The sequence below is a fragment of the Spirosoma sp. KCTC 42546 genome, assembly GCF_006965485.1.
Classification (GTDB): domain Bacteria; phylum Bacteroidota; class Bacteroidia; order Cytophagales; family Spirosomataceae; genus Spirosoma.
Genome location: NZ_CP041360.1, coordinates 3,296,816 through 3,321,884, shown reverse-complemented (window position 1 = coordinate 3,321,884; position 25,069 = coordinate 3,296,816). Strand labels below are relative to the sequence as shown.

At 44.1% G+C, this 25,069-nt stretch carries 25 protein-coding genes and 2 tRNA genes; 15 read left to right on the top strand and 12 right to left on the bottom strand.

Going from position 1 to position 25,069, the window contains the following annotated elements:
• Positions 1–15 precede the first annotated feature (15 nt).
• Complete coding sequence (locus tag EXU85_RS13525) at positions 16–2,043, top strand: beta-L-arabinofuranosidase domain-containing protein (protein ID WP_142772590.1); 2,028 nt, start codon at positions 16–18, stop codon at positions 2,041–2,043.
• Between the two features lie 32 nt (positions 2,044–2,075).
• Here the strand turns inward: EXU85_RS13525 and EXU85_RS13520 are convergent, their stop codons facing one another.
• Complete coding sequence (locus EXU85_RS13520) at positions 2,076–2,432, bottom strand: nuclear transport factor 2 family protein (RefSeq protein ID WP_142772589.1); 357 nt, start codon at positions 2,430–2,432, stop codon at positions 2,076–2,078.
• Positions 2,433–2,894: 462 nt separating this feature from the next.
• Between EXU85_RS13520 and EXU85_RS13515 the strand changes: the two genes are divergently transcribed.
• Both EXU85_RS13515 and EXU85_RS13510 read left to right on the top strand, forming a co-directional pair.
• The gene (locus EXU85_RS13515; protein ID WP_142772588.1) at positions 2,895–5,339 is read left to right on the top strand and encodes a TonB-dependent receptor domain-containing protein; all 2,445 of its coding nucleotides are present in this window, start codon (positions 2,895–2,897) and stop codon (positions 5,337–5,339) included.
• A 169-nt stretch (positions 5,340–5,508) separates the two neighbouring features.
• The gene (locus EXU85_RS13510; RefSeq protein ID WP_142772587.1) at positions 5,509–5,847 is read left to right on the top strand and encodes a hypothetical protein; all 339 of its coding nucleotides are present in this window, start codon (positions 5,509–5,511) and stop codon (positions 5,845–5,847) included.
• A gap of 446 nt (positions 5,848–6,293) precedes the next feature.
• Here the strand turns inward: EXU85_RS13510 and EXU85_RS13505 are convergent, their stop codons facing one another.
• Positions 6,294–6,653, bottom strand: coding sequence for a hypothetical protein (locus EXU85_RS13505; RefSeq protein ID WP_142772586.1), 360 nt, complete (start codon positions 6,651–6,653; stop codon positions 6,294–6,296).
• 406 nt (positions 6,654–7,059) lie between these two features.
• Here EXU85_RS13505 and EXU85_RS13500 point away from each other — a divergent pair, with 406 nt between their 5' ends.
• A complete protein-coding gene (locus tag EXU85_RS13500) occupies positions 7,060–7,272 on the top strand; it encodes a hypothetical protein (RefSeq protein WP_142772585.1) in 213 nt (70 codons plus the stop codon).
• Between the two features lie 37 nt (positions 7,273–7,309).
• On the opposite strand, the gene EXU85_RS13495 is transcribed toward EXU85_RS13500, so the two are convergent.
• Positions 7,310–7,729, bottom strand: a complete 420-nt coding sequence (locus EXU85_RS13495) for a DUF3592 domain-containing protein (RefSeq protein ID WP_142772584.1) — start codon at positions 7,727–7,729, stop codon at positions 7,310–7,312.
• Positions 7,730–8,043: 314 nt separating this feature from the next.
• On the opposite strand from EXU85_RS13495, the gene EXU85_RS13490 reads away from it, so the two are divergent.
• On the top strand, positions 8,044–8,370 hold the full coding sequence (locus EXU85_RS13490; RefSeq protein ID WP_142772583.1) for a hypothetical protein: 327 nt from the start codon (positions 8,044–8,046) through the stop codon (positions 8,368–8,370).
• Between the two features lie 59 nt (positions 8,371–8,429).
• Here EXU85_RS13490 and EXU85_RS13485 read toward each other — a convergent pair whose 3' ends face one another.
• Entirely contained in the window at positions 8,430–11,858 is a 3,429-nt protein-coding gene (locus EXU85_RS13485) for an ATP-binding protein (protein WP_142772582.1), read from the bottom strand.
• Positions 11,859–11,940: 82 nt separating this feature from the next.
• Positions 11,941–12,597, bottom strand: coding sequence for a hypothetical protein (locus tag EXU85_RS13480; protein ID WP_142772581.1), 657 nt, complete (start codon positions 12,595–12,597; stop codon positions 11,941–11,943).
• A gap of 402 nt (positions 12,598–12,999) precedes the next feature.
• Between EXU85_RS13480 and EXU85_RS13475 the strand changes: the two genes are divergently transcribed.
• The 4 genes from EXU85_RS13475 to EXU85_RS13460 all read left to right on the top strand — a co-directional run bounded on the left by EXU85_RS13475 (position 13,000) and on the right by EXU85_RS13460 (position 14,786).
• Entirely contained in the window at positions 13,000–13,206 is a 207-nt protein-coding gene (locus tag EXU85_RS13475; RefSeq protein WP_142772580.1) for a helix-turn-helix domain-containing protein, read from the top strand.
• Positions 13,207–13,365: 159 nt separating this feature from the next.
• The gene (locus tag EXU85_RS13470) at positions 13,366–13,749 is read left to right on the top strand and encodes a hypothetical protein (RefSeq protein WP_142772579.1); all 384 of its coding nucleotides are present in this window, start codon (positions 13,366–13,368) and stop codon (positions 13,747–13,749) included.
• A 30-nt stretch (positions 13,750–13,779) separates the two neighbouring features.
• Positions 13,780–14,262 (top strand): winged helix-turn-helix domain-containing protein, encoded by a 483-nt coding sequence (locus EXU85_RS13465; protein WP_142772578.1) that lies wholly within the window; start codon positions 13,780–13,782, stop codon positions 14,260–14,262.
• A 23-nt stretch (positions 14,263–14,285) separates the two neighbouring features.
• Positions 14,286–14,786 (top strand): transposase, encoded by a 501-nt coding sequence (locus EXU85_RS13460; RefSeq protein WP_142772577.1) that lies wholly within the window; start codon positions 14,286–14,288, stop codon positions 14,784–14,786.
• An 18-nt stretch (positions 14,787–14,804) separates the two neighbouring features.
• Here EXU85_RS13460 and EXU85_RS13455 read toward each other — a convergent pair whose 3' ends face one another.
• The 7 genes from EXU85_RS13455 to EXU85_RS13425 all read right to left on the bottom strand — a co-directional run bounded on the left by EXU85_RS13455 (position 14,805) and on the right by EXU85_RS13425 (position 19,337).
• On the bottom strand, positions 14,805–14,939 hold the full coding sequence (locus EXU85_RS13455) for a DUF4062 domain-containing protein (protein WP_210422467.1): 135 nt from the start codon (positions 14,937–14,939) through the stop codon (positions 14,805–14,807).
• An 8-nt stretch (positions 14,940–14,947) separates the two neighbouring features.
• The gene (locus EXU85_RS13450) at positions 14,948–15,994 is read right to left on the bottom strand and encodes a DUF2806 domain-containing protein (protein ID WP_168207787.1); all 1,047 of its coding nucleotides are present in this window, start codon (positions 15,992–15,994) and stop codon (positions 14,948–14,950) included.
• A 259-nt stretch (positions 15,995–16,253) separates the two neighbouring features.
• The gene (locus EXU85_RS13445; protein WP_142772575.1) at positions 16,254–17,531 is read right to left on the bottom strand and encodes a hypothetical protein; all 1,278 of its coding nucleotides are present in this window, start codon (positions 17,529–17,531) and stop codon (positions 16,254–16,256) included.
• Positions 17,532–17,680: 149 nt separating this feature from the next.
• Positions 17,681–18,598, bottom strand: a complete 918-nt coding sequence (locus EXU85_RS13440) for a transposase (RefSeq protein ID WP_246859202.1) — start codon at positions 18,596–18,598, stop codon at positions 17,681–17,683.
• A gap of 46 nt (positions 18,599–18,644) precedes the next feature.
• The gene (locus tag EXU85_RS13435; protein WP_142772573.1) at positions 18,645–19,007 is read right to left on the bottom strand and encodes a transposase family protein; all 363 of its coding nucleotides are present in this window, start codon (positions 19,005–19,007) and stop codon (positions 18,645–18,647) included.
• 148 nt (positions 19,008–19,155) lie between these two features.
• Positions 19,156–19,229: transfer RNA gene (locus EXU85_RS13430), tRNA-Pro, on the bottom strand.
• A gap of 21 nt (positions 19,230–19,250) precedes the next feature.
• Positions 19,251–19,337, bottom strand: a tRNA-Ser gene (locus EXU85_RS13425).
• 168 nt (positions 19,338–19,505) lie between these two features.
• Between EXU85_RS13425 and EXU85_RS13420 the strand changes: the two genes are divergently transcribed.
• The 6 genes from EXU85_RS13420 (at position 19,506) to EXU85_RS13395 (ending at position 25,033) form a co-directional block, all read left to right on the top strand.
• Entirely contained in the window at positions 19,506–20,468 is a 963-nt protein-coding gene (locus EXU85_RS13420) for a VWA domain-containing protein (RefSeq protein WP_142772572.1), read from the top strand.
• Positions 20,469–20,519: 51 nt separating this feature from the next.
• On the top strand, positions 20,520–21,215 hold the full coding sequence (locus tag EXU85_RS13415) for a tetratricopeptide repeat protein (protein WP_142772571.1): 696 nt from the start codon (positions 20,520–20,522) through the stop codon (positions 21,213–21,215).
• 122 nt (positions 21,216–21,337) lie between these two features.
• Positions 21,338–22,513: an acetyl-CoA C-acyltransferase gene (locus EXU85_RS13410; protein WP_142772570.1), complete on the top strand. Its 1,176-nt coding sequence runs from the start codon at positions 21,338–21,340 to the stop codon at positions 22,511–22,513.
• Positions 22,514–22,624: 111 nt separating this feature from the next.
• Complete coding sequence (locus EXU85_RS13405; protein ID WP_142772569.1) at positions 22,625–23,560, top strand: phosphoribosylaminoimidazolesuccinocarboxamide synthase; 936 nt, start codon at positions 22,625–22,627, stop codon at positions 23,558–23,560.
• Between the two features lie 89 nt (positions 23,561–23,649).
• Positions 23,650–24,057: an STAS domain-containing protein gene (locus EXU85_RS13400; protein ID WP_142772568.1), complete on the top strand. Its 408-nt coding sequence runs from the start codon at positions 23,650–23,652 to the stop codon at positions 24,055–24,057.
• 25 nt (positions 24,058–24,082) lie between these two features.
• Positions 24,083–25,033: a ribonuclease Z gene (locus EXU85_RS13395; protein WP_246859629.1), complete on the top strand. Its 951-nt coding sequence runs from the start codon at positions 24,083–24,085 to the stop codon at positions 25,031–25,033.
• Positions 25,034–25,069: the final 36 nt, after the last annotated feature.

Genomic DNA, 25,069 nt, shown 5'->3' with positions numbered 1-25,069 from the left:
TCTGCTCGACCTTTTATGCGCCCATCTCTTTTGTGTTTATTTTGTTTACTGATAGCCATCCAAACAAGTGCTCAGCCATTAGGTAAGCCCATTCCCTCCCGGACCTATCTAAACAACCGAAAGCCACTTCGTCCCAATCCCTATATCGAGTTACCGCTGGGGGCTATCAAGGCTAATGGCTGGCTTAAAGAAATGCTTTTACGGCAAAAGACGGGGGCATCGGGGCGTCTCGATGAGCTCTATCCATCCGTGATGGGCAATCGGAATGGCTGGCTGGGTGGTGATGGTGACCAGTGGGAACGGGGCCCGTATTGGATCGACGGTCTGTTGCCCCTCGCCTATCTGCTGGATGATAAAGAACTGATTGCCAAAACGAAACCCTGGGTAGAGTGGGCCATTAACAGCCAGCAACCCAATGGCTATTTTGGTCCATTAAAAGATTATCCGCATGAGGCAGGTCTGCAACGCGATAATTGTCAGGACTGGTGGCCTAAAATGGTGATGCTAAAAATCCTGAAGCAGTACCACTCGGCAACCGGAGATCCTCGCGTGATTAAGCTGATGACCAACTACTTCAAATATCAGTTGCAGCAACTCCCCACCTACCCGCTCGATCACTGGACGTTCTGGGCGCGGTACCGGGCTGGCGATAACCTGATGGTTGTTTACTGGCTTTACAACCAAACTGGCGATGCATTTCTGCTCAAACTAGCCGACCTCCTTCACAAGCAAACCTTCGATTATACCAACGGGTTTCTGAACACCAACATGCTCTCCCAACTAGGCAGTATTCACTGTGTAAACCTGGCTCAGGGAATTAAAGAGCCAATAATTTATTACCAGCAGCATACCGAACCCAGGTATCTGGAAGCCGTAACCAAAGGATTTGCCGACATCCGCCGGTACAATGGGATGGCCCATGGCCTGTACGGGGGCGACGAAGCCCTGCATGGAAACAATCCCACCCAGGGGTCTGAACTTTGTACGGCCGTGGAAATGATGTTTAGCCTGGAAAGTATGGTCGGTATTACGGGCAACGTATCCTTTGCCGACCAGTTGGAGAAAATCGCCTTTAATGCCTTGCCTGCTCAGGTTAGCGATGACTTTATGGGCCGTCAGTATTTTCAACAGGCCAATCAGGTCATGCTGACGCGACATGTACGTAATTTCGATCAAAATCATGGCGGCACCGATGGCTGCGTGGGCTTGCTGACGGGCTATCCTTGCTGCACGGCCAACATGCACCAGGGCTGGCCCAAATTTACCCAAAGCCTATGGTATGCTACCGCTGATCAGGGTCTAGCGGCTTTGGTTTATTCGCCCAGTCAGGTAAAGGCCTATGTGGCGGGCGGCCATGAAGTAAGTTTCACGGAAGAAACTACCTACCCGTTCAATGACCTCATCCGGTTTACATTAACGACAGATAAGTCTGCAAATCCACTCAAATTTCCGTTCCACCTGCGAATTCCAGCCTGGTGCAGGGAGGCCAGTATTTCGGTAAACGGTACGCTTTTAAAAACATCAGCAGGTAATCAGATCGTCGTGATCAATCGCACGTGGAAATCGGGCGATGTGGTCGAATTGCGCCTGCCCATGCACGTCTTCAAAAATCAGTGGTACGAAAACTCCGTTTCCATTGAACGGGGCCCGCTGACGTACGCGCTGAAAATGGGAGAAGAATCGACCGGTGTCCAGAATGACAAAGACCCGATTAATTACGGTAACCACTATACGGAGGTTCGTCCCACCACGCCCTGGAACTTCGGATTACTGGACGTAGCCGATAAGCAGTTAGCCCAAACTACAAAGGTGATCAACAAAGAAACGATAACAAATTACCCCTGGAATCTGGAAAATGCCCCTTCAGAAATTCGGGTAAAAGCGAAGCGTATTCCGTTCTGGCAACTCTATAGCGAGATGGCTGGACCAATTCCGTACAGCCCGATCTATACTCTGAAAGCCGAACAGGAAGAAGAAATTAGCCTGGTTCCCTATGGATGCACGACTCTACGGATTTCGCAGTTTCCGGTTATCCAAAAGTAACCCTTGCTGGCGGATGGAAAGTAGGCACTTACTCAAACTTCCCTGATCTCCATCCGCCGAATAAGCCCATCCTCCAGTTGGTAGACATGCTGTACCATCCCGTCTGCCAGAATAGTACCTGACAGATCCTTTACAACCTGGTGAACATCAACAACAATCTGGCCATTCACATCGGTTTCGCAGCGTAGTGGCTCAACCCGCGGATTCACTACGTTCCACTGACGGGTCCAGTAGTCGCGCACAGCATCATGCCCCTTTACCCATCCTCCTTCCCAGCCGTTTGGCCAATCGACGTCAGGATGCATATTAACCAGTACCTCGTCAATAGCCCGTGCATTAAAAGCCGCGTAGATAGTCACAAATAGGATTCGATGATCAAAATCAGCCATGGTGCAAGTCATTAGTTACATCGGCAAATATCTTTCTCTTGCCTGATCATGGTTGTCAGTTTGAGTTGAGAATTAATCGGAATTAGGCTCATCAAGTACCTTAGGGAGTTCAGCTGTACTTTTTTTAGCACCAATCTGTAATACTTTGCCGGTTGAGTCGTCTACGAAATAGAACACAGATTTTTATGATTGTAATGATTGCCTGGCCGCGAATGCGATTATGATTTTTCTGGTTCTTCGAATGCTGGCTATTGCGGGTAAAATCACACCTAACTCATAATGATCATAAAAATCTGAGGACTATTTTAACGTAGGATGCAACATATGTGTGTCAACATCCATCTTTCATTTAAGTAACGGATAAGCGTGAAACCGGATCACGCTGCTGTTATCCACCACAATTTAATCCCTGCTGGCTTAGTCACTCGCTTCTAACAGGTTCTCTTTCTGATCTACTTTTCGATGAAACATCTTTTCACGCTGCTTCTGCTTGGCGTCGGGGCTGCTAGTGCCCTGGCCCAAGCCCTTAACCCCGGTAAGCTGTCCGGCTCGCTTACGGATTCAACAACAACAAAGCCCGTTCCTTTCGCCACGGTGGCCCTGATGAATGGCGCTAAACTGATTACCGGAACCACTACCGATGGAGCAGGCATGTTCATACTGCCTAATTTACCAGTAGGCAGTTATCGGCTAACGGTGTCATTTGTGGGATACAGTACCAAAAATCTGCCGGTCGTACTTACCGCAGATCAACCCGAACGTCAGCTCGGTTCTATCCTGCTTGCTTCGGAAGGAAAAACACTGGGCGAAGTAACGGTAGCTGGTCAGAAAGCGATTGTTGAAGATAAAGGCGATCGACTCGTTTATAACGCGGAAAAAGATATCTCGAATGCGGGCGGTACGGCGGCCGATGTACTCCGAAAAGTACCTACCCTAAGCGTTGACATGGATGGGAACGTGCAGATGCGGGGCAACGGAAATATCAAGGTGTTGATCAACGGAAAGCCCTCAGCCATGATGGCCCGTAATCTGGCCGATGCTCTCCGCCAGATGCCCGCGAATGTTATCAAATCCATTGAAGTCATTACCAGCCCAGGTGCCAAGTACGATGCTGAAGGATCGGCCGGGATCATCAATATTATCACAAAAAAAGCCCTCCAGGGCTTTAATGGCACCGCTTCGGTTACGGCGGGTAATCTAAACCGTGGAATCGGTACAAGCCTTAATCTGAAGAAAAAGAAGTTTGGCCTTTCGCTATCTGCCAATGGTTACCAGTTTCGTAACCAGCGCGAAAATCAATCCGTCCGAACCACCCTCCTACCCAGTAGTGATGGCCCAAGCGTGCCGCTGAACATACTAACCCAGACGAGTAGTGCCGACAATACGGGCACCGGCGGATATGGCGAGATGAGTGTTGACTATGACCCGGATTCTACCAATCATATCAACTTTGCGGCTAATGCATGGGGTGGCTATTATCCCAATAACAGCACGGTGGTGAACCGACTGACGAATCCGGCTGGGGCTGAATTGCAGGCCTTTCGAAATAACGTTAACTTCCGGAATCCATACGGCAATGGGCAATTTGATCTTGGCTACACTAAATCGTTTCAAAAGCCCGGACAGGAGTTTTCGATCTTAACCCAGTTCAGCCGAATGCCTGACAATTACGTGTATGACACCGACCGATTTTCCACGGCCGATTTACTGATCTATCGGCAACACAGTTCCAACTACAGCAACAATACCGAATACACCTTCCAGACTGACTACACCCACCCGTTCACAATTAATGGACGACGAGACACAACCAATATCAAACTTGAGATTGGCGCAAAAGGTATTCTGCGCGACATTGGTAGTGAATACCGGGTTACGCAGTCGCTGGATGGGCAGAGTCCCCTGGTAGCCGACTCCTCTCAATCAAACGACTTCAACTACACACAACGGATTTATTCGGGCTATACTGCCTTGCGGATCGATACGAAACGGAAGTGGAGTTTGAATGCCGGTGCCCGCTTTGAGCATACCGATATTCGGGGGGATTTCCTGACCACGCAAACCAAACTCGCCAGTGAGTATACGAACTTGATTCCCAGCATCACCCTCTCCAAAAGTATTAAAACGCATACCCTGAAGATCAGCTATACCCAACGCATTCAGCGTCCGATGGTCTGGTATCTGAATCCCTGGCTCAACCAAAGCGATCCTAAAAATATCCAGACGGGCAATCCGTATCTCAATCCCGAACTGAGCCATGCCAGTGAACTTTCGTACAATGTGAGTACCAAGAAAGGACTATCGGTAAATACGGCTCTGTATTATCGGCTTACCAACAATGCGATCGACTACCTCTCAACGGTTGACGCAGCCGGCATCTCCATCAGTAAGCCCCAGAATATTGCCCAGCGAAAAGCAGTTGGTTTAAACCTGAATCTATCCAGTCAGCCGGTTAAGAACTGGAATTTAAATGGAGGTGGCGACATTCGTTATGTAATGTTGAATAGCCCGGCGCTAAATCAGAGTAACAGTGGGCTGGTCTGGAGTGTCAATTTAAACACCAGCTACAAACTACCTCAAAACTATACCCTACAGGCCAATGGAAACTTTAGTTCGGGCTGGCTAAGTCTGCAAGGTATCAATACGGGTTTCTACTGGCACAGTATTTCTGCCAAACGCGAATTCATGGACAAAAAGGCCAGTCTGACACTCGGGCTGAACAATCCGTTTAACCGAGGAGTAAGTCAGACCAACCGGCAATCGGCACCGACCTTTGAATCAGAAGCTCACTCCTATTTTATCCGTCGTTCCGTGCGGCTCACCTTTGAATGGCGCTTTGGGCAAATGAATACGGGGGGTGGTAAAAAAGGCAAGAAAATCAGCAACGATGATAAAGATGGCCGATAAGCGAGCGTTGTTACCCACTAAGCGTATGATCTCGTGCTGTTTCACCAAAAGTGTAGACTAATCGAGCGGCATAGTCATAGTGTGGTTGATTTTGCAGCTTTTTGCTTTAGCAATGCGTCATTATACCCAAGCACATCGACCGATCTGAAGCGGTATAAACAACTACACAATGAACGCATATTACAAATCGGACAAAGAGCCAATCGAGTTGTTACTGGGTATGGCTGGCGCTGTTCAGTATCTGGAGCATTCTCCCAAAGACGAGCTGAACTATTCAGTTTTGGTAAAAACAAAAACAGGGAGTAAACAACTAACAATTCCTATTGAAGCCGTTCGGCTTATTCAATCCAAAAAGCCATCAGATACTGTAATTGAATCCATCAAAAGACAGCTTACTACCGACACATCAGGTCCCGAGGCAGGTCCAGTTTCTCCAGACGAGAAAACCACACGTCCAATACGTCGCGTGGGGAGCTGGCTGTTGGGCCTCATAGGCGTCCGTAACTAACTTAACAGGCGTAGCCATTTTTCATACCCGGAAATACGGCCTCAAGCTGTTTGTATCATTCCCATGTTACTAATTAGCCAGTTTAACGTCTATTAGTTTCCAATTGCACTTAGCAATCACTTATGGAGTAGATTTTAACGCTGGCCCGCTTGAGTCCAGCGTTTTTTGTGACTTTTTCAGGGTTCCGTTATCTAAAGACTAGTACCTGCCGTTCTAGTCCATAAGAGCAGACAACCAACCTATATACGAAGCCCCAACCTGAAAAGGAAGGGGCTTTTTTTTGTTGGAAATTTATTTTGTTTCCCGCAAGCGCTTCATCAGCATGTCGAGTTGGCCAGGCCTTTCCTCAACCCTCTCTGGTAGCCTATATCTTCATCGTACCCATACCAATTTTCTGCACACAACCGCCTATGCCGACGGTACATCAGGCAACTAGTTCTGACTGACTAGTGCCAACTCCAACCCTGGTAGGGTTGCCTGGGACTATAACTGGAGGGGTGGCTATCACCCAAATTAGGGTAGAGCCCCAGGATGATGACCACTTCGCGCCAATAATCGTACAAGAACCAATGCAAATTCAACGACTCCGACTCGTCAATTTGCTCGAAGGCGGCAATCATCGCTCTGTCCTGGAGGGGGTGAGCCTTTTTAATGACAAATTTTAGCCCAACGTAAATCGCATTCAACTCCGAACGGCTAAACTCGGCACCCCACTGCCGGGGCGGAATACCCGGAAAGACTACCTCCGTGGCAATGAATGTCTTGATGTATTCTTTCAGTAAATGGATGTTTATGGGAGAGGCCATGACGATTGTTGTTTTTTTACATGAAACGATGCCAAAACCTTGCCAATACTCCGTTTTTATGAGTGAACGGATGAATATTTACCATAAATTTTCGAGTCGCTAAAAAACTGTATATCTGTAGTTTACTCCTTTTAATTACCTATTAACATTTACTAAATTCCATCCAGATTTCGGCAACACACTACTCGCTCCTTTCTCTGGCTCCTGCTGCATTCCAGTCCTTCTGATTGGAAACAAAAAGCTATCCATTTGATCCAATAGCTGGTCAGCTAATCAACTAAAACCCAATGCCATCGTAAGCCGGTTTACCAGACAAGTCATGAATTGGGTGGAACAACCTACCTTTTAGTAAAGAATGGTAGATTTTCAAAACCTCGCCACCTCCTCAATCGTATAGTAAGTAACTATGAACGAGTTAGACGAACTGCTTACTTATTTCCGGTGTCGCCACCTGCCCGAAACACCATTTGTGATTTCTCCCTGGGCGAAAACCTCCAATCTGTTTAACTGTGTAAAGCTGGCCGTTGCCACCGCTCAGGATGGGAACAAAGCCAGCATTCGACGGCTTCAATTGATTCGCCAACAATTAGAGCGCCAACGGATAGTGAATACAAAATAAGGAGAGTGAGATGACCAAGTCCGGCAATGGCTAATACCTACACTAAAAATTGCTTTGCGTAATAGCCGAACAGGTAATAGCCGCCCCCAACAATGAGTAGTACGGAGGCAATGGCCAATGCAATGACTGCCCAGCCAAAGGCGCCAAAGTAACTGAGCACCATTGGATTTTCAGGATCGTCTAGCTTATACACAACGGTAGCTTTTTCGCCCACGGCCCAGTCTGGCGGAGAGCTGGCCACCTTGTAGGCATAATGGATGTCTTTACCGGTGATCGTCGTAAATCTAAAAATAGGCCGGTAAGTGGACTTCCCCTTTTTGCTACGTTCCTGAACAAGCTCTTCGACTGTGGCCACGGTACGCGTACCGGTCTTTATAAAATGAACAGAGGTAGAAACTAAGTACAGTGAACCGGCAAGGAAAAGAACGCCAATCAGGAAAGTAATCAAGTAGCCCATTTGCCTGGTATTTAAGGTTTACTCAACGGCCTCTTTATTGATAGTCAGCACGAAAGCAATTTACACCTTATAGCACTTTCGCCCTTCCATGAACTGAGTGAACGGTAGTACGCATCTGTATAAACCAGTACCGATACATTACGGAGAGGCTACTGGACTTGCTCCGTTTGACTGGAGGCTTTGTTGAGCCAGCTTGCGCAAACATTAATTGAACCATGACCAGACAATCGCACCGACGCGTCAGATGTATTTAAGGGAATAGAAACCTGCCATCTATAACTTGCCTGAACCTAGCCTTAACGATTTCTGACATCATGCAGGGCACGTTTTCGCTGTCGATAGACAGAACGGATGATAAAGCGTTTTCTTTGGCGTTTACAGATCTTTCAGGGCAAATGGAAGAAAGCCTAATCGCGCGCTATTTTACGGCCACAAAACGCATATTAAGAAGGCCAAGAATGCTAAATGCTTCCTTTTACCTACTCCCTTCGGACATTGCTACGCTGGATCTGTCTGTACCTATTCGCTTGAAAGGAGTACGATTAGGCAGTCTGGATATTAACGATAATTTGTTCTATTTAAACAATCTTGGTCCGTACCGTTCGGGTATGGTCTGTAACGCTACGCTAATTACGCTGTGATTTAGAAAATAATATTCATTAACCTTCAATTACCATACAGAAGATAAATGAATATTATTTTACTTGATGGCACGTTTATTAGCCTCTTCATTAAGGGCATTATTCCAATGCAAAATATGCCTTTCAATATTAACTTTAGTTTGAATTTTATCAATAAGCTCTCGTCTTGAGGGTTCATCAAATGGAATTTCATTATAACCAATATATTCAATCCATATTTTTGCCAAGAAGTTATTAGATGATGTATATTTGAAATCATTATCTAATACAATCTCAGCAACTGGAAAGGATGCAGATTCTCTCTTAAAATCAAGTGTCTTAATCTTAATCCAATCTAGAGTTCTATCGGCTTGGCCAAAACTCTCAACATCAATGACTGGTGGTAACTGATTTAAATTTTTTATTTCTTGCAATATAAAACTTAAATCAGTGTAATTTGTTGCCCTTTGATTTAGCCGATTAATCTTATGCATTATATCCTCTCTTAATCTATGGTATTCAATATTATCAAATTGAAAATTATTATCAAAAAGATGCCCAATCTCGCGTTCAATGCTATATAATAATTCTTTATCATACTGTCTATGATTCCTGCCAAGGAAATTTGCAACTATTGCTTTGATATTTTTATTTTTAGACAAATTGCCAGTCTCTCTCTTGTTATTAAAAATTTGAAAGAAACTATGACTTTCCGTTGCTATATTCGCATCCTCTAACTCATATAGAAAGCGTTTTAATACATCTATTGAAAAACTTCTTCTACGAATAGTTGTCATTGCTTCAAAATAATAATCATCAGAATCAGTATCTAGATATGGTCTAAAAAATTGCAGTTTTCTTTCGATTAATTCGAGTATATCATCAAAACTATTCAAATTTGTATATTCGAATTTTTGACGAAGAAAACTATTTATTGAATCAAGAGAAATATAGTTTTCTCTATTTATGGCAATACGATTGTCTAATAAACTTAAAATGTTATATAGCTTGCCTTGATCAATCTGTTGTCGTTCTATTTTCAATCTAGACCCACCTATTACTTTCAGTGATCTACTCTGCAAATCATCCCATATTGAATAAACGTCAATAGCGAAACATGGATTTTTCAAGTTTAAAGGCAAGTTAGAAGTTAAGTATGGGATAAGCGATGAATCAGCAACTTCTACAATATTTTTATTTTTTGAACTACTCAACAACTCAGGGCAATAGAGTATAGTTCCTGACTCAGAAAACATCCATGGTATTTTACTTAAATGACCTTTTAAAGATGGATGAATTTTCAATAGTGGCTCATTGAAATTTTTATTATTAACAATATATTCATTTGGAGCCGCAGTTAGAAAAAATGCTAAAATGTTTTTTTCAACATCCTCTCTAATTTCCCCAAGAAATTGCAATTGATTGTATTCAATCCTTAACCTATCTAACGTAATTGGTAATTTGCCATCTTTATCGAAAATTGACAAAGATGGCAAATTCATCTTGATTTCTTTATTAATAAACTTACCATCTGCAAGTGTATATTTTGCACTATTTTTATTGCCAATTACTATTATACCGTTACAAACGACTGGCGGAAAATCAGAGTACGTCCAACCAATACTTTCATAATCTTTTGGCTCTATCCAATGGTAATCGTATTTAGATGTTTCTAATGAGGATGGCAATGAAACCATTTGCTGAAGGCGCTTTCCATTTAAACTTAACCGCTCGACTATAGGCTTATCCAAACAATACCAATCCCAATTTTCAGAAGTATTTTCCTTTGATGATTCCTGGAGGAATGCTGGTGGGTTTGCAGTTATTATCTCTATAACTGTACCTGGCTCTTTTTTATCAACATATTTAATCTGTATGGGAGTATCGGATAATTTAGTAGTAAATTCATAAGCTCCATCAATATTACTTGAAATATGTCTTGTTGTCACTTTCATTTCAATTTGTGTAGGATCTTCTGCCAACATAAAAGCAGCTAAAGCACCTACACCAAATCGGCCTGATCTTAAAACTTTAGCTTTACCTTTTTCGTCAATAAATTTTTCTTTCCAAATGGTTGATAATCTAAATGAGGCCCCTGCATTTAAAAAGTAACCAATTATTGTATTTAAAGACATGCCAATTCCTTTATCTTCAACACGAAGCATCCATTTACTATCTTCAACTTTATGGATAGAGACTATAACAGCAGGAGAGTTTTCTAGATCAGTGTTATTGGGTTCAAATATTAATCGCTCTCTGACTGCATCAACTGCATTTTGAATAAGCTCTCGTACTGCAATTTCCGGTTTATCTCCATATAAAGGCTTAATAAATAACTTTAATAGTTCCGCATCAGCAGCTGTAAATGTAGCTTTTTCTGTTACAAAGCCTGCTTGTTTACTAAATTTCTTATTATCGTCAATATTGGAGCGTACACGTCTAATCGTTAAGCCCAGGGCACTTTCATTGAACCTGCCAAATACCTCACCTAAAACAGCCCAAGAATAATCTAACTCTTTTTGTAATAAATTCAGTAAATCTCGAATTCTTAAAAATAATTCAATAGTGATTTTCGATGGATCAATAATTACTTCAACACTTTCTGGATCTTCATGTTGATCATATACTATGTTTTGAATTGCAGAATGAATACTCCATTCTCTCCTACTTAGAGGGCTTTTTAAATTTTTTACAATCATTTGCCCTTTGGGTGCTCTTGAAGACTGTAATTGAAGAAAATCTGCTATTCGTAAAACAGTCATTATATAGATTGCATGCGAACCTTCCTGATCTCTTAGATGACCAAATGTATTTTTAATATAATCAAATAACCCTCTCAAAGAAGTACCATGACTTCTTGCAACTAACCCTGCTAAGTCTATGAATTTTTTAAATTTCCCATCGTCAGGCTTAATAAATATATTGCTACCGTTTTCTACAGCAGGGAAACCAAACACGGCAAAATCATGAGCAAGTCTTGGATGATTACGTCTCAAAAATTCACCTATTAATTGATATTGCAATGGGTTCCATGATTGAGGTGACTTCAAATCAGGGATAGGTATAGTTTCCGACACTCCAAAATATAGTTGTAATTGAGATTGACTAAATCGACTTGCTTCTGCCGCATATTTAATCCATAAGGTGTGCCAAGTTTCTGAATCAAGCTCTTTAATATGATTTGTATATGAACCCTTACTAACTAATATAATAAATTGATCTTCATGTATATGTAATGCCACATCATGTAAGATAGTTGAGATTACCAATAAGCAAGCATCCGAGTCACTAAAAATATTCTTAGATTTATCGGTTAATAAAGAAACTGATGTTTCTAATACACCTTCTAAATGATCTATGCCATGATCTGTATATTCTCTAAAAAAAACCGTTTCATTTCGCGCTATCCAATCGACATAATTCGACAAGACATCTTCTACGAGTTTATTATAAACTGACCTTTTAAGCTTCTCTAAAAGAAAATCGGGAATTTTTATTGAAATTTGCATATTGCTATGGTTAAAGGATACAATATGTAAGTTTTATTGTCTTATATATCCATAAATAATCTCTAAAAGCAAAGTTTTATCTTTAGAAATTATCTTTATTCAAATTATAAAACTCAATTGCTTTTGTTAGTGCCTGAGAATCAGTAATTTTGACATCATCTGATATTTTATGTTCCAAAGATTTTGTTCTTACACCCTTATTTTCTAGGTCAGCAGAAAAACCACTTATCATAGTTGGGGCACTAATTTGATTTTTACGGTAAAAATTAAAATAAACTATGCCTGTTCCATTTGAAATTTGCTGTGCTCCTTTTAGCTCATACATATAAGTTAATTCACCCTTTACTATATCTATATTTGCTGGATATGAGATCCATGATGTATGAAATTTTTTTTGATCATTATAAGCTCTTCCTCTAACAATTAATATTTCAAAATCTTGCTCAAAATGTTCAACTATAAAGCGTACGCTCCCACCAATACCTATATAAAATCCAACCCAAGTTCCTTCTAAATATTTGGGGCCGAGGAAAAATTTCCTTACCAACCTTATTCTCTGAAATATTGCCAGAAATAAAATAGTAATAAGTTTATACAAACCCAGCGATAATAATGAAGTAGAAATAAGCTTTAAATATGGATTTATTTGTATATATTCATTGTACTTAAACCATAATGTATAAACTATAAATGTTGTTATGGTTAGAACATAAGATTGAAACTTCGTGGTAGTCAGCATTGCTTTTTGGTTATAATGCAATAAAACCCTTAAAAATATATTTCTTTACATTCAATTATCTCTGAATTGCTACTAATTGATTGAATCACAATATAAGTCTATGATTATGATTCAAATTTCTAATTATGACTTTAGATAAGTTGATTTTATCTTCAAAAATCCGCATTATCTTTTAGTAATTCTTCTGCAAGAACTGCTGTTAACTATAAATTTCCTACGGGAAAAACACCCTTTTTTCGGTGAGATTACACGTATTACGCATCTGGTAGGGTAATTGGATGGACTGAATTAACTTATCTATAACGTGTATCTACATGTAATTTTGCCGCTCGATTAACCGAGATGCTACTTAGAATATGTATTAAGTTTGAGTCTTATCTTTGTGAATGAAACCTCATAATCATGGAAGACATAAAAGTTCAGGTTGGGCAACTCATACGCGATACGAGAAAAGCCAAAGGGTTAACTCAAAAAGAAATAGGTAAAAAAATGGGCATCACAGAGGCATCATTCAATAGGTATGAAAACGGCGTAGCGAATCTTTCACTTGAGACGGTTCAGAAGATTGCCGAGGCTTTGAATCTAAAAGCTCGATTGATTTTTGAATAAAAAAAATTACCACAAAGCTTTGAACATATTCTAAGTTTATCTAATATTGTAATGTCATGCAGGTGAAAATCATCTGCCTAAACACAGGGAACCCCAACGCTACAGACTTGGTGGAATGAACGTTGGGGCCATTGTGAGCATTTTAACTACTAAGTAAAAATGAACACGGAGCAAAACTACGTGGGTAAGGGAGACTATGCAACTACCCTTCCACAATCGGCCCAAAACGAGGCCCAAACGTCTTCTACGGTTGACAATCGGCAACCAAACCCTTTACTCAGTAGCCAGTATAGGGAGCTACACCGCTTAATTAATGGCTTCCTCAACGAAGCAGGTACTTCTGGTCCTGTAGAGCTGGTTAATGAGCTACTGCAAGAGTGCACACACAGAGCTATTGGTTTCGATCCTGAATCTGATTACGAACCTTCAAAGGAGTATCCAATTACCCAGGCAGATCTGACCCGTATCTTTAATGCTACTCAGTTAACTCAGTTTCTGGTACGATTGGGCGAAACCTGGCAGCGGATAGAGAAATTATACTAATTCAAATGTGGTAAGTCGTATATTTGCAGTATGAATTACGCTAGTAAAATCACCCAAGACTTGGACGATCTGCTCAGGCTTGAAAAGCAACAAACCAATGCCCGCCTGCGCGATTATGTCCGTTTCCTGCGGATTCTTAAAGCAGGACAGCTTACGACTCAACTGGCCGTTGCCAAGCAACTTAACCTGAGCCTTCGACAAGCGCAACGGCTTTGGCAACGCTATCAACAAAAAGGAATTACCGGCTTGCTTCAATCCCAATACGTGCCCTACTGGGGCAAACTCTCCACTACCCAAATCAGCCGACTCCGGGCTTATCTGCTCACTAATCAGGCCCAAACTTTAGCCAATATTCAAACCTTCTTGGCGGACTCGTTTGGAGTTGACTACACCATTGGTGGCGTCAGTGAACTCTGCAAACGACTCGAAGTCAAGCCCAAACAGGGCCGCCCGGTTAATGCCCGTCAGCAACCGGGGGCAGTCGAGGCTTTTAAAAAAAGTTTCAACAGCTAAGGCAAGGCTACGCTGATGAGGCCATCTTTTTCCATGATGAATTACGGACTGGTACCCGGACTGAACTTGGCACTAAGTGGACACCTATGGGTCATCGCCCGGTTGCTCCTGTCAAGATTGGCTATGAAAGCGTGTGGCTCTATTTGACAAGTTGCCCCTTGACGGGTGAAGGCTTTGCCGCTTTTTTACCCCGACTGGATGGGGAGCAGTTTCAATGGTTCATCGAGCAAGTACAAACTTGTTTAATCAGCAAGGCTTTGTTTATTGCTGATGGAGCCACGGCCCATAAAGCCGAGTTTTTTGCTAAGGACAAGTTGCGCTTTATTCGTTTACCGACAGCTTGCCCCGAATTAAATCCAGTGGAACGTTTCTTCAAGGAAGTGCGCAGACAGCTAAAAAGTCGGGTCTTTACCACACTGGAGCAGGCTCAACAATGCGTGCAAGAAGCGGTCGAATTATTGGCCGATAAAGTGGTATCGATAACCGCGTTTCCATATATAAGAGATGCGTCAAACCAGTATTGAATTAGTATAATCTTCATTCTAGCCAGCCAATAGCTCCATGCCAGCGGGAATATGGCGTGCCGTCAAGATAGCTTCAACAGCAGCTTGACGTTCTTCTTTAAGGTCCGTATAGGTAGAAGAGACAAATACTTGAAGCTTTCTCCTTTGTGCCATCTATTGCTTTAATTTAGTATTATTTCCTTCTCATTTTTTGATGTGCGAAAATAGATTAATATTGTTTGGCCTCTCCCGTAATTTTCAATCTTTAAATAACGCGAATCTATATATTTACAGGTCATAGGATGCTTATTGCCAATTGCATCTATAATGAGTTTTTTTACTTGCATAAGAATCTTTGTATCTATTTCAAAATCAATTAATTGCCTTAGTTCATTGGCCGTTTGATTCAAACTTATAGCGGGTATATATATATTATACAGGTCAGTTATAACGTCGAAAAAGACAATAAATCTTCCATAGTTAAAAGTAATATAAGTCTGATTTTGACTATGAGTGATTGTTAAATTTATTACTTTATTTTGAAGTTGAATTAACCCAAGCTCATCTAAACGAGTTAAATCATCTTGACTTAATTTACTTTGATTTTCAGAAGTATAATCGCTGATTCTTCCAGGTAAAAAAGCTATAACATTCATAGATAAGCAAACTTTTGCCATATCATTAATAATTTCAGCTTCTACCTTGGAGACATTTTTTAAAAATTCAATTGTTCTGACGGAGAAGGAACTAGGTCTAGCTATTTCTCCTGCCAAGACACGCCCCCACAATCTTTGTATCTCATCATTCGAAACGTCACCGGCATAATTCAAAAATCGAGTCACCCAATCTTCATCAACGGCCTTTTCTGAAATAGCAGATTCCTTCTGTTCAAGCTCTTCTAAGGCAGTATCTATTATATTACTTAGGTTGTTAAATTTGCGTAGTTGCTGATGAGCGAACGCTGCTCCAACGGCACTCATGGTATATTTACCCTCTTCGGTTGAGGCAAAATTATCTATTGATTTATCAATAAATTTTTTTGACAATTCAACTTCCGCCAACTGTTGGGCTCTTTCGGCTTCTAAAGTTGTCTTTTTCCGAAATAAAAATAGTGCTGCTTGTTCGCCTAAAATATTGCGGATAATATCAGCAAGTTTCAGGTAGCCTGCCGTCTGTTTTACTAGTTCGCCAGCTTTATTTAAATTATCTGAATTTAATTCAGGCAACATATCACCCATCGGTTCTGAATATTATAAAATTTAAACTTAAATTTCATTCGAACAAAAGCTCAGCTCAAATATGTAAATAGTAGTGGCTTAGTTATGCTAATATTAATATATGCTTAGCTCATCAGCGTTATCTATCGGCATTTTATTCTCAAGCGTGGGTGTCTTACCGGCCGGAATTGGTATGGTTAGCTGCTTACACTGGCTGAGTGCCAGAATCAGTATTATGCTTGTAAATAGTCGAATTGATAATTTTACCATATCACTCTTCCAAGTATTCTAAGCTAGTGCCGATTTGGTTTATAGTGGAAAAACTATCAACGATCTTCCACCGGCCTTCCTTTGCCGGATTCACAACTAATTCTGTACTATTCAACTCGCAGTATAACAATCTAAAAGTTACTGTGTAATCAATGGGAAAGTCACTCTTGTGTGCTAGCCCTACTATAGTTTTTATATCGCACTTGCAAGAAGATAAGTCCTGAACTTCAATCAGCGAAAAATGATGAGGTTGCTTACCCGTAAATGTTTGCCGTAGTCGGCCAGCCATTTTGGTTTTGGTCAAGTAGCTAGACAAGTAAATATATTCAGCCATTGGGCCATACTTTTTAGCTTTCCAAAGTTCTATAAATTCAACTAACGCTTCTTCTGGTGAGTTAGGCGGGTAATCGTCAGGAGTACCCGTTGTAGGAATATCAATTCCCATAAGCAACGGTATACGTTTAAATGAATCCATTTCGATGACTTCTTGCAAGCTATGGTGTATAGCCCTCATCTCGCTTTGAATGTCTTCGGCTGACTTCGCTTTTTCTATGTCATGCTTTTTCTTGTTGTATTCCTCATCACGCTTAGCAGCCAGCACATCACGGATGCTAAAGAGTAGTCCCCAGCACTTTGCTGCAACTTCTCTATTAGCATAGCCCAGATCTCTTCCATGCATGATACCATTTCGAAAGGGTAAAGTAATTTTATTCTTTTCTGTCTTTCCCCTTGACGCATAAAAGATCGCTTTGATTGCAAGTAACCCTGTTTCATGACCTGCTATTGAGTTCCATGCTGTGACATCGGATTTTTCTGAGAAAAAGCCCAAATTATTGCCAGCATCTGACACAACACCATCGATCATCATAAGTAGTACCGGAATGCAAGCATAGTACCGACCACATAAAAAATCCTCATAAGCTAGTTTGATGAGGTGTAGCCGAGCCCTAAACGGCTCGGTGCCCCAGAGGCCTGTAATTCCTGATCTGACAACGTCTTGATCATAGTAGTCAACCAAGTGATCATTGGCCTGACTCATACCTTTTGACTTCGATAATTCAATGGCTTTTCTCATTACCCGCATATCCATCGAATCATATGCTATCCACCCTTTTGAGCTGAATATTGAGTTAAACGAATCGCCTATAGTACTTAGCTCATTAAACTTTTCCTTTAATCTAGCCACCTCAGCTTTTTGGTCAGAAGTAATTGCTCGCTCTTCAAGCATGGCAATTCTTTTTTTGAGTAGTAAGGAGGTCGGGTTATCTGCAATTTTCATCAATCGGTGTGTGAGTTAGCTTGACAAGAAGAGACCGATTCAGGAAGTATACTGTATGAAAACGCAAACGCACTAACTTAATGTAATGCTAATTGTAGTTGAGGAGGAAGGATATTGGATCAAGGTCAAAAGTTGTGGATCAACTTGGATTAAGCATATAACTGAGTGAGCCGATATAAGAAGAATTCTACGTTGCGAACCCCTCTGAACTGAGCCCGGAACGCTTTGATCTTGGCATTGAAGGACTCGGCTGAGGCATTGGTACTGCGATTGTCAAAATAATTCAAGATCGTTTCATAGTGGTTCTGAATGGAGCGGGCCACCGTGTTGAAGGCTTTAAAGCCCGCTTGACGTACCCCCTCATGCCACTTAGCCAACCGAGCTAAGCCGTAAAGCTTATTGGTGGTAGCCTCAAAGATGTAGCTCAAGGATTGACTCAATTCATAGGCTGTCTTCAAATCTGGATAACGCTCAAATAGCAGCATAGCCCGCTCACGCTGGCTTTCTGTCCAGTTAGTCGCCTTTTTATAGAGCACATAGCGGCTGCGAGCCAGCAGTTGTTTGACCGTATCGCCATTGGCAAGCATCTCTGGTTGATAGTCGGTCTGGTTAAGCTTAGCTTGCTCCAGGGCTTCATTGTCGGCTTCCAAGGCTTGCCAGCGATACGCAATCCGCATGTCCTGAACAGCCTCCAGCGCTAATTGTTGCACATGGAACCGATCAGTCACCTGAGTAGCCTTGGGAAAACATTTTTTAGCAATCAGAGCCATATTACCCGCCATGTCCAGAGTAACCTCTTTTACCTTTTTGCGCTGACTTTCAGGCAACTTACGCAAGACTTCAATGACTGTATCGGCTTTAGTTCCTGCGACAATGGCCACGATACTTCCTTTGCCACCTTTAGCCGCTTTATTCGTCAGGATGGTGTAGAGTTCTCCCTGCGACAGACTGGTTTCATCCAATGACAGATGCGACCCCAGATTGTGGGCATACAACAGCCACTCTTTAGCGTGGCCTCGTTGATCCCAATCGGTAAAGCCACTCTGAAAATCACGATATTGGCGCAATAAGGCTCGGTCACCAACCCCATAAAATCCGCCAATTGATCGGATATTAATCGGGTTGGTATCGACTGATGTCTTTTAAAAAAGCGGCAAACTCACCGGTCATCCGCGTTCCTTCTGCTACTTGAGTCCAGTCTCGATAAACGACTTTTCCTGTTTTGGTATTAAGCCAGCGACGGCGCTTGATATGCAGGAATACCTGGTGGCCCCGGATGGGAAAGTCCTGGACGGTGATAGTGGGGAAAAAGCCTTTGGAGAGCAGATTCTTCCGTTGAGGGTCCGTCTCATCGGCATTTTTCTCTTCGATATGAACATGAAAGACTCCCTCAGGGCGGTCGATGGAGGTCAATTCAAAATTTTGTAGGATGAACTCAGGCAACAGAAACTGAACGATGGGCAAGAAACTCTCCAAAACAACTAGATTTGATTAATTCACAAACCTAAAAAAATACAATGCCCTCCACAACTTTTGGAACTGATCCAGGATATTGTTGTACCTATCGTTGTACATGAAACGAAAAAAGCCACCTAGCAGTTAGCTAAGTGGCTGATTTTTAGTGTCGGGGTGGCAGGATTCGAACCTACGACCTCCTGCTCCCAAAGCAGGCGCGATACCGGGCTACGCTACACCCCGAAGGATTACTCTTGTACTCAGCGGAGAGAGAGGGATTCGAACCCTCGGTACCGTTACCAGTACGACAGTTTAGCAAACTGTTCCTTTCGGCCACTCAGGCATCTCTCCGAAGCCAACCACTTCCTTCTTAAATGATTGGGACACAAAGGTAGGGGAATACAATCTTTTTGTCAAGCTATTTCTCTAAAAATCTTTTCTTAATCGCTAATTTTGGCCTTCCTGATGCATTAGCCCCATACCTAAACTAGGTCAGCATCAGCTTACTACTTGCGTTAAATGAACTGGTTATACCCCTTTTCCCGTACCGATTTTTTTTTCATAGCCCTGTTCGTTAGCCTCTATGCGCTCTACATTTGGCGCACATTTCGGCTCGCACGCCAGCTAAATACGTCGGCCTGGGGGGTTGTCCCTAAGTTTTTTCTTCGCAGCAGCTACCTCACGCTATTAATTGTTGCCTTACTAGGGCCATCGTTTGGCGAAGCCGAAGGGGATCTGACCACAACGGGCCACGATACGTTCCTGGTTGTCGATATCTCCCGGTCCATGGATGCCAACGATGTGGTTCCAACCCGGCTCGAACGGGTCAAGTACGATATCCAGCACTTGTGCGATACACTCCCCGCCAGCCGGTTTGGGGTCGTGCTGGCCTCGTCGGAGTCGTTTGTGCTATCGCCCCTAACTGCCGATCAGGATGCCCTCAAGCAATTCATACGGGAGGTTCATACCAGTGTTGCCCCTACCGGCGGCACCGATTTATGCAGCGCCCTTGAACTGGCCTATCAGAAGTTGCTCACGGACTCCTCCACTCATCAGAGCGTTCGATCGATCGTACTGTTTAGCGATGGCGAAAATTTTGGACCCTGCGAACGAACTACGTTTGCCCGCCTTCGCGCCCAGGGAATGCCCCTCATTACGGTCGGCGTGGGCTCCGAAGCCGGTTCATCCATTCGGAAAGGACGCGATTTTGTACGCGACGACGATAATCAGATTGTACGGAGTCGGCTGAATCGCTCCTTTTTGCAGGAGCTGGCCCGCGACGGACGCGGTCATTATACTGAAGCGGACGCCAATGGCCGGTATGTGAATGAGTTAGCGGGCATTTTACGATCCCTGAAAGGTGGAGTCATCAATCAGCATCATATAGCTGTCTCCACCAATAAATATTATTATTTCCTGCTGGCAGCCCTGGGTTTTCTGGCCATTGACTTAATTCTGACCATCCGAACCTTCCGGCTGTGAGTTGGTCTCACCGTTTCGTCTTATTTTTGGGCGGCCATACGTTATGTCATTATGATTTACATACTGATTGCTGCCTGGCTTTGGTTAACCGACATGCTTCCGGTAAACCATATTTCGCAGAACAACCAGGCTCGACAGGAAGCGCAGACCGCCTATCAGGCCGGTCAGTACCAGCGTGCCCTGACCCTTTACGCGTATTTGAGCACCCGGACCACCACGATTGATCCGGCCGTGCGGTTAAACCTGGGGCATACGTATTTTAAATTGAAGCAATACGCCAGGGCTAAACCGCAGTACGAAACACTGCTTCAATCGGATCGGCCTGATTTACGAACCGCAGCCGCTACGCAATTAGGGGTGATGGCTTGTCTGGAAGGCGACAGTGCCACTGCTCTGACTTTATTTCAGCAGGCGCTACTCGAAAACGCGGATAATGAATCGGCCCGGTATAATTTTGAACTTATAAAGACCTATTATTCGGGAAAATCTCCCGCCAAACACGCGAAGCAGAATTCATCGGCTCAGCAACCAAAGCTGGTTAACAAACCCCGGCCGATGGGCGGCCAGAGTGTCGAACGATCGGATCGTCAGGATGAGTTGCTGCGTCGTTTCCAACGGCTGAATCTGAGTGAAGAGCAGGCGCTGCAACTCCTTGATGCCATGCGGAGCGATGACCTCCCCTATGCCCTGACACGGTCAGCCCGGCCTGCTGAAACGAAGCCGAAAGAAGGAGAGAACCGTTGGTGAAATTGAGTTTATGGTAGTTGGTTTGAGGTTTACGGTGGGCTGGCGCATGCATAACAAACTGCGCCAGCCCACCGTAAACCTCAAACCAACTACCAACTACCATAAACGAGTACAACAAACAGATGAACGAGGTAGTCATTATTTCTGCGGTTCGAACGCCCATTGGTGGGTTTGGAGGTGTACTCTCAACCCTGTCTGCCGTTGAGCTGGGCGCAGCGGCCATTCGGGGTGCTCTCAGCCGTGCGGGCGTCCAGCCCGATCAGGTGCAGGAAGTGTACATGGGCAATGTGGTGTCGGCCAACGTTGGCCAGGCTCCTGCCAAACAGGCGGCTCTCCAAGCAGGATTGCCTGCCAACATCCCCTGCACAACCATCAACAAGGTATGCGCATCGGGCACAAAAGCGATTATGCTGGCAGCCCAGGCCATTCAACTCGGCCAGGCCGATGTCATTGTAGCCGGGGGTATGGAAAGCATGTCGAATGCTCCCTATTACGTTCCCAAAGCTCGTTTTGGCTACAAATATGGCAATGCGGAACTCGTCGACGGCCTCGCCCGAGATGGACTTGTGGATGCTTACGATCAGTGTGCCATGGGCGTTTTTGCCGATCAGACCGCCCAGCAGTATGAAATTAGCCGGGAGGAACAGGATGCGTATACCGTCCAGTCGTACCGTCGGGCAGAGGCCAGCACGCAAAGTGGCCGATTTAGTGCCGAAATCATAGCTGTAGAGGTGGCAGGGCGCAAAGGCAGCGTGACGGTGAGCGAAGATGAGGAATATAAAAACGTTATTTACGACAAAATTCCGACGCTGAAAGCGGCTTTTACACCCGGTGGTACGGTCACACCAGCCAGCTCATCGCCCATCAGCGATGGGGCTTCTGCCCTGGTTGTGATGAGCCAACGAAAAGCCGACGAACTGGGACTGAAACCGCTGGCCCGGATTCTGGCCTATGCCGATGCCGAGCAGGAGCCTCAGTGGTTCACCACAGCACCAACCAAAGCCGTTCCGCTGGCGCTTCAACGGGCCGGGCTAACCGTCGATGCTATTGACTTTTTTGAAGTAAACGAAGCGTTTTCCGTTGTTCCGCTGGTGTTCAGTAAGGTGCTGAACGTTCCGCAGGAGAAACTAAATACCTTTGGGGGGGCGGTGTCCATTGGCCATCCCCTCGGCGCATCCGGTGCCCGAATCGTAACAACACTCACCAACGTATTAGAGCAAAACGGTGGACGATACGGGGCCGTCGGTATTTGCAACGGGGGCGGGGGCGCATCGGCTATTGTTATTGAGAAATTATAAAATGGTTCGACGTTCGTAGTTTGAGGTTCGAGGTTTGTAGTTAGCCTGGAGTTCAGCCAACTATAAACCTCGAACCTCAAACTACGAACGTTGAACCACAACCTACGTTACATGAACGCCATTCAGGAAACTAATTTTCAATTCCCCGGTCAAACGGGATTTTATCGCGGTAAAGTTCGGGACGTGTACGCGTTTCCCGAGAAACTCGTCATGATTGCGTCAGATCGTATTTCAGCCTTCGACGTCGTATTACCCCGCCCTATTCCGTTCAAAGGACAGGTGCTTAATCAGACGGCCGCTTATTTTCTGCGAGCGACCTCCGACATTGTACCCAACTGGCTTCTCGATACACCCGACCCTAACGTAAGCATCGGCCTGAAATGCGAGCCTTATGCTGTTGAAATGGTTGTTCGGGGTTATCTGGCAGGCCATGCCTGGCGGGAATATCGCGATGGACACCGGACTCTCTGCGGTGTATCTTTACCCGATGGCCTGCGCGAAAATGACCGCCTGCCAACGCCAATCATCACCCCATCGACCAAAGCCCACGAAGGCCATGACGAAGACATCAGTCGCGAAGAAATTCTGGAACGGGGTATCGTTCAGGAAAGCGAGTATGTTCAGTTGGAGAAGTACGCGCTGGCCCTATTTGCACGGGGCACCGAAATGGCTGCGAAACAAGGCCTGATTCTTGTAGATACGAAATATGAATTCGGCAACCTGGATGGTAAGGTCTATTTGATTGACGAGGTCCATACGCCTGACTCGTCGCGTTATTTCTACGCAGACACGTATGAGCAAAACCAGCAAGCCGGTCAGCCACAAAAACAATTATCGAAGGAATTCGTTAGAGAATGGCTTATTGCCAACGGCTTTCAGGGTAAAACCGGCCAGACAGTACCCGTTATGTCTGACGAATGGGTAAATCAAATTTCGAAGCGTTATATTGAACTGTTTGAGACCGTTACGGGTCAGCCTTTTCAACCCGATGAGGCAACGGATCCGCTTACTCGGATCGAAACGAATATACTAAGAGCAATAAATTAATAATGTAAAATGCATAGTGAATAATGTAAAATGAGTTCAACCAAACTACATCAGAATTTGATCATTATTCAGTACACATTAAGCAGTCTATGAATTATACCATCGAGAAAAACGAACAGTACGCCCTTATCCGATTAGCCGAGAACACGTTTGGAGAGGAGGTGCCCGCCAATTTCGAAACCCTTAGCCGTGGTTTATTCCGCGAGGGATACAGTAATATTATTGTGGATATGGCACCCGTTCAACTGGTTGATCCGGCTGGCGTAATGGTTCTTCGGAAAGTCAGTCGGCAATGCACGAATGAAGAAGGGCTATTGGTTGCCGTTACCAAGAATGATGATCTGATTGAACTTTTGGACAGGTCTAACCTCACCGATCTAACGATCATGCCAACGGTGGAAGAAGCGGTAGACGCTGTGTTTATGAATGAGCTTGAAAATGATTTTCGGAGTGAAGAAGATGATGAGTACGATGTCGGAGGGAGTGTCGAAGCCTGACCTGGCCGGACCTAATGTGGCCACAATGACCCAACACGAATCGGAACATCATCGCTCTACTCATTTACCCTTCGCCCTCACAATTCTGGGGGCAGGCTCTGCTACACCCACACTTAGGCTCCACCAAACGGCCCAGTTGCTGGCGGTTGGGAATGACTATGTACTTATTGACTGTGGAGAAGGTACTCAGTTCCGGTTAATCGAACAACGCATTCGGCCGGGGCGACTACGGTATATTTTCATCAGTCACCTGCATGGTGATCATTACTTTGGCCTGGCTCCTCTCCTGTCGTCGCTGAATATGGCTGGCCGTACAGAAGATTTGTACCTGTTTGGCCCTCGCGGTCTGGATGAGGTCCTGACCACTATTTTTCGAGTGTCCGACTCTCGTTTAGGCTACAAACTGCATTTTCAGATCGTTGAGCCAGACCAACCGGCCTTCTTACTCGATCATCCGCTCATGACGGTACAGTCGATTCCGCTCCAGCACCGGATCGACTGTACAGGTTATCTTTTCCGGGAAAAACCAGCTAAACCTCATCTATTGCGGGAGAAGCTCCCTGCCGATGTCCCAATTGCGTATTTAAAACGGTTGAAAGAGGGACTGGATATTCTGGACGCGGAGGGTCAACTCCTCTACGCAGCCGCCGAATACACCGAACCAGGCCCTGTTCCCCGTTCCTACGCGTTCTGCTCCGACACTCGCTACGTGGAGGAGTTAATTCCGCAACTTCAGGGCGTCAATTTGCTCTACCATGAAGCAACGTTTTTGCGGGACAATAGCCAACGAGCTGCCGAAGTTTTTCATTCTACTGCCGAGCAAGCAGCTACCATTGCGGCCAAAGCCGGTGTTGGTCGTTTGTTAATTGGCCATTTCTCATCGCGGTACAAACAGTTTGAGCCTTTTTTAGACGAAGCCCGGGCAGTTTTTCCAGAAACCTACCTCGCCATCGAAGGCCAAACGATTGAAATTTGAGAAATAAAAAATTAACCACAGAGGTTTAAATTGATA

Bases quoted from the DNA above. Each gene is read 5' to 3' on its own strand.
- EXU85_RS13475 (WP_142772580.1), top strand. From the start codon at position 13,000: ATGGAAGACATAAAAGTTCAGGTTGGGCAACTCATACGCGATACGAGA.
- EXU85_RS13495 (WP_142772584.1), bottom strand. From the start codon at position 7,729: ATGGGCTACTTGATTACTTTCCTGATTGGCGTTCTTTTCCTTGCCGGT.
- EXU85_RS13395 (WP_246859629.1), top strand. From the start codon at position 24,083: ATGACCCAACACGAATCGGAACATCATCGCTCTACTCATTTACCCTTC.
- EXU85_RS13445 (WP_142772575.1), bottom strand. From the start codon at position 17,531: ATGAAAATTGCAGATAACCCGACCTCCTTACTACTCAAAAAAAGAATT.
- EXU85_RS13490 (WP_142772583.1), top strand. From the start codon at position 8,044: ATGCAGGGCACGTTTTCGCTGTCGATAGACAGAACGGATGATAAAGCG.
- EXU85_RS13400 (WP_142772568.1), top strand. From the start codon at position 23,650: ATGAATTATACCATCGAGAAAAACGAACAGTACGCCCTTATCCGATTA.
- EXU85_RS13515 (WP_142772588.1), top strand. From the start codon at position 2,895: ATGAAACATCTTTTCACGCTGCTTCTGCTTGGCGTCGGGGCTGCTAGT.
- EXU85_RS13485 (WP_142772582.1), bottom strand. From the start codon at position 11,858: ATGCAAATTTCAATAAAAATTCCCGATTTTCTTTTAGAGAAGCTTAAA.
- EXU85_RS13405 (WP_142772569.1), top strand. From the start codon at position 22,625: ATGAACGCCATTCAGGAAACTAATTTTCAATTCCCCGGTCAAACGGGA.
- EXU85_RS13410 (WP_142772570.1), top strand. From the start codon at position 21,338: ATGAACGAGGTAGTCATTATTTCTGCGGTTCGAACGCCCATTGGTGGG.
- EXU85_RS13465 (WP_142772578.1), top strand. From the start codon at position 13,780: ATGAATTACGCTAGTAAAATCACCCAAGACTTGGACGATCTGCTCAGG.
- EXU85_RS13480 (WP_142772581.1), bottom strand. From the start codon at position 12,597: ATGCTGACTACCACGAAGTTTCAATCTTATGTTCTAACCATAACAACA.
- EXU85_RS13420 (WP_142772572.1), top strand. From the start codon at position 19,506: ATGAACTGGTTATACCCCTTTTCCCGTACCGATTTTTTTTTCATAGCC.
- EXU85_RS13525 (WP_142772590.1), top strand. From the start codon at position 16: ATGCGCCCATCTCTTTTGTGTTTATTTTGTTTACTGATAGCCATCCAA.
- EXU85_RS13520 (WP_142772589.1), bottom strand. From the start codon at position 2,432: ATGGCTGATTTTGATCATCGAATCCTATTTGTGACTATCTACGCGGCT.
- EXU85_RS13505 (WP_142772586.1), bottom strand. From the start codon at position 6,653: ATGGCCTCTCCCATAAACATCCATTTACTGAAAGAATACATCAAGACA.
- EXU85_RS13470 (WP_142772579.1), top strand. From the start codon at position 13,366: ATGAACACGGAGCAAAACTACGTGGGTAAGGGAGACTATGCAACTACC.
- EXU85_RS13415 (WP_142772571.1), top strand. From the start codon at position 20,520: ATGATTTACATACTGATTGCTGCCTGGCTTTGGTTAACCGACATGCTT.
- EXU85_RS13500 (WP_142772585.1), top strand. From the start codon at position 7,060: ATGAACGAGTTAGACGAACTGCTTACTTATTTCCGGTGTCGCCACCTG.
- EXU85_RS13450 (WP_168207787.1), bottom strand. From the start codon at position 15,994: ATGTTGCCTGAATTAAATTCAGATAATTTAAATAAAGCTGGCGAACTA.
- EXU85_RS13510 (WP_142772587.1), top strand. From the start codon at position 5,509: ATGAACGCATATTACAAATCGGACAAAGAGCCAATCGAGTTGTTACTG.
- EXU85_RS13455 (WP_210422467.1), bottom strand. From the start codon at position 14,939: ATGGCACAAAGGAGAAAGCTTCAAGTATTTGTCTCTTCTACCTATACG.